At 32.2% G+C, this 3416-nt stretch carries 5 protein-coding genes; all 5 read right to left on the bottom strand.

The window, feature by feature from the left end:
• On the bottom strand, nucleotides 1-446 hold a 446-nt coding region (locus RR539_RS10645), incomplete at its 3' end, for a transketolase (protein WP_332500433.1).
• 273 nt (nucleotides 447-719) lie between these two features.
• Complete coding sequence (locus RR539_RS10640; protein WP_332500434.1) at nucleotides 720-1079, bottom strand: type II toxin-antitoxin system PemK/MazF family toxin; 360 nt, start codon at nucleotides 1077-1079, stop codon at nucleotides 720-722.
• Nucleotides 1039-1359, bottom strand: coding sequence for a CopG family transcriptional regulator (locus tag RR539_RS10635; protein WP_332500432.1), 321 nt, complete (start codon nucleotides 1357-1359; stop codon nucleotides 1039-1041). The genes RR539_RS10640 and RR539_RS10635 overlap by 41 nt, the downstream gene beginning before the upstream one ends.
• A 132-nt stretch (nucleotides 1360-1491) precedes the next feature.
• Nucleotides 1492-2652: an alanine racemase gene (alr, locus tag RR539_RS10630; RefSeq protein WP_332500431.1), complete on the bottom strand. Its 1161-nt coding sequence runs from the start codon at nucleotides 2650-2652 to the stop codon at nucleotides 1492-1494.
• A gap of 51 nt (nucleotides 2653-2703) precedes the next feature.
• Complete coding sequence (locus RR539_RS10625; RefSeq protein WP_332500430.1) at nucleotides 2704-3315, bottom strand: hypothetical protein; 612 nt, start codon at nucleotides 3313-3315, stop codon at nucleotides 2704-2706.
• Between the last annotated feature and the right edge of the window lie 101 nt (nucleotides 3316-3416).

Raw genomic sequence — 3416 nt, 5'->3', positions numbered from 1 at the left:
TCTCCAAGATATGCATATACTCTATATGATTTATTATCAAGCTTACCTGCAAGTGCCATTCCATTAGCAGCTGATAGTCCTTGACCAAGTGATCCTGTTGACATATCAACACCAGGAGTGTCATTCATGTTTGGATGTCCTTGAAGGTTTGAGTTTATTTTTCTAAGTGTCATAAGCTCTTCCTTGTTGAAGTATCCTCTTTCTGCAAGAGCTGCATAAAGTACAGGAGCAGCATGTCCCTTTGATAGTACAAATCTATCCCTATCGTCTTTCTTAGGGTCCTTTGGATCAATGTTCATTTCGCTGAAATATAGTGCAGTTACAATATCTGCAGCTGATAGTGATCCACCTGGATGTCCTGAAGCTGACTCAGTAAGCATAGTCACAATATCTTGTCTAATTGTTGCTGCAATACTTTTTAATTCGTTTAAATCTCTTGTAGGCATATTACCCTCCTTTAGATATATCAAAAGTTTTATTATTTACTTATATTTACGCTTATTATTATAACATTTTTTAGAATAAAAACTATATTCTTTTGTAAAATATAATTATTTTTATAAATAGTATATCACTTTAGGTAGATATATCACCATTATCCTTTAATATTATATTAATTTTCTATAATAGTATATCACATTACAGGGGTTTTGGGTAAAAATAAATAAGCTGGTAGCAAATAAATGCTCCCAGCTTTATACTTCCCTATAAACGTGACGTCACAATTCTACAAGCCCAAGGCTTATGGCTAATGCTTCATCAACTTTACCCATTAAATCCTTAGATATTGTTCCAACACTTTCTTTAAGGCGTCTTTTATCTATTGTTCTTATTTGCTCAAGTAAGATAACTGAGTCCTTGTTTAGACCTTTGTAATCCTGTGAGTTTATCTCTATATGCGTTGGTAGTTTAGCTTTATTAATTTGAGAGGTTATAGCTGCTACTATAATAGTAGGGCTGTATTTATTCCCAACGTCGTTTTGGACTATTAGAACAGGTCTAATACCACCTTGTTCAGAACCAATAACAGGGCTTAAATCAGCATAATATATATCTCCTCTTTTCACCGCCTGTACCATTATCACGATCACACTCCGCTAATCCTGCTTCATATTTAGCAAGCTCTAAACAATCACTAGCTATACCACATTCGGAAATCTCGCAATTTATATCGCCCATCTCCTGGTATCCTTTTTGCATAAGTTCTTTTAAGCCAGTTTTCTTACGTTCGTTTATATAATACACTACAGTCTTTCTGATTACTTCACTTTTGTCTTTATTTGATTTGCTTAAATGAGCGTTATTAAATTCTTCTAGCAAACCTTTTGGGAGATTTAGTAGTTTTTTTCTTTTCTTCATTTTATTTACCCCCTAAATTCACCTATGTATATAATTATACTTTATGTATATCTGGGGTGTCAAAAGTCTCATAGTGTATAGTTATAACTGGTTAAAAAACCTTCTTTAACTGCTATATATACTATCATATGTCTAAACAAAGTTTTTTATTCTAACAATTTCGTTGTTTTCAATATAAACCCTAGGTACTCTCTTAGACACCATACATAAAACCTCATATGAAATTGTATCTAGTCTACTTGCTATTACCTCGGCATTCATATTAATACTGTCTGTTTGCCCCATAATAATAACCTCATCTGATACCTTAACATCTCTACATTCAGAAACATCAACCATACATTGGTCCATACATATTTTACCCACTACTCTGCATTCTATACCACCAATAATAACACTTGCCTTACCAAATAATAGTCTCGTATAACCATCTGCATATCCTATTGGTATAGTTGCAATCTTCATTTTTTTGTTTGCTATAAATGTACGTCCGTAACTAATCGGTGTACCTTCTTCTACTTCCTTAATATATACAACATTAGATTTTAAAGTCATAACAGGCTTTAGGTTAAGTGCTTCCTGATTAACCTGAGATGATGGGTAATAACCGTATAGTATAATACCTGGTCTTACCGCATCAAAATATGATTCACCAATATCAACTATAGCACCACTATTAGCTATATGCTTAAATTCTATGTTAATGCCTTCTTTTTCAAGTTCCTCAATAATTTGTTTAAACTTGTTAAGCTGATAATATGAGAATTCCTTGTCACTTTCATCTGCAGTAGAGAAATGTGAAAAAATCCCCTCAACTTCTATATTGGGAAGATCCATGATTTTTCGGATCTCTTCTATAATATTATCATTGTCACTATACCCTAGTCTACCCATTCCTGTATCTATCTTAATGTGAATTTTAGCCACTTTTCCCTGTGTTTTGGCTTCACTAGAAATAGCTTCCGCTAAATCGTAGTTAAATACAGTTTGGGTTATGTTCATCTTAACTATTTCGTCTGCAAAAGTATGTGGAGTATATCCTAAAACAAGTATAGGCTCATTAAAAGATGCACGTCTAAGTTCTAGTGCCTCTGTAATTACAGCTACAGCAAAACCATAGACATTTTCTTCTCTTAGTATTCTTGCAACTTCAATTGAACCATGACCATATGCATCTGCCTTAATAACTCCAAATATCTTCTTGCTACCTACAAGAGATTTTACCTGTTTAATATTGTGTCTTAGATTGTCTAGATTTATCTCTGCAAAACATGGTCTTAAATGATCTAACATATGCTTCTCCCTCATTAGTATCTATAAAAAGTTATACTAACTTATAGTACTTTATTTCGTTAATTTAAATTGGTCCTTATCTACTGGTGAATTGTATTCGAAATTAAGGTATTGTACATCAAATGTAACCTTATCTTCCTTATTGTATACCTCAAGAAGAATTGGTTTATTTGATGATTTATTAACATATAGCTTAGCGTAACTACGATGGTCATTTCCATTAGGAAGAGGTGCCTTAAATTCAATGCATCCTGTTCCATTTTTCTCTACGTTTCTTTCTTTAATATTATCTGACATAATAAAACTTTTATGTATTATCCCCATATACATAACCTCATCAATACTTTTTAGTGATGTAAATTCAACTATATCCTTAATAAGTGGGTGATATACTTTCCACTTATCACCATTATAAACAATTTTCTTACCATTTAATTCCTTAGGTTCAATTGTTTCAACCTTAATATAGTTTGGCTCCATAAAGGTTTGTTTTGCCTTATACGTAGATTTTGACCTGTTTCCATTAACATTAATTACTACATCTGCTGTGTATGACTTCATTTCCATAAGCTTTTTGTGGGCATTATAACACTCACCTTCACCTGAACAGGAAACTAGAAAACATACTGTTAAAACAGATATTAAAATTTTAATAAATCTCACATTACCACCTTTTTAAAGAGTTACACTGTATACATATTCTTTAAAATACCTTGGTATTACTATTTTACATATTCACCTATATATTTGGTTATATCAGTTGG

The organism is Clostridium sp., assembly GCF_036639235.1.
Lineage (GTDB): Bacteria > Bacillota > Clostridia > Clostridiales > Caloramatoraceae > Clostridium_AB.
The sequence above is the reverse complement of the archived record's forward strand: the minus strand, read 5'-3'. Positions and strand labels throughout refer to the sequence as shown.

Bases quoted from the DNA above. Each gene is read 5' to 3' on its own strand.
- RR539_RS10640 (WP_332500434.1), bottom strand. From the start codon at position 1,079: ATGGTACAGGCGGTGAAAAGAGGAGATATATATTATGCTGATTTAAGC.
- RR539_RS10635 (WP_332500432.1), bottom strand. From the start codon at position 1,359: ATGAAGAAAAGAAAAAAACTACTAAATCTCCCAAAAGGTTTGCTAGAA.
- alr (WP_332500431.1), bottom strand. From the start codon at position 2,652: ATGTTAGATCATTTAAGACCATGTTTTGCAGAGATAAATCTAGACAAT.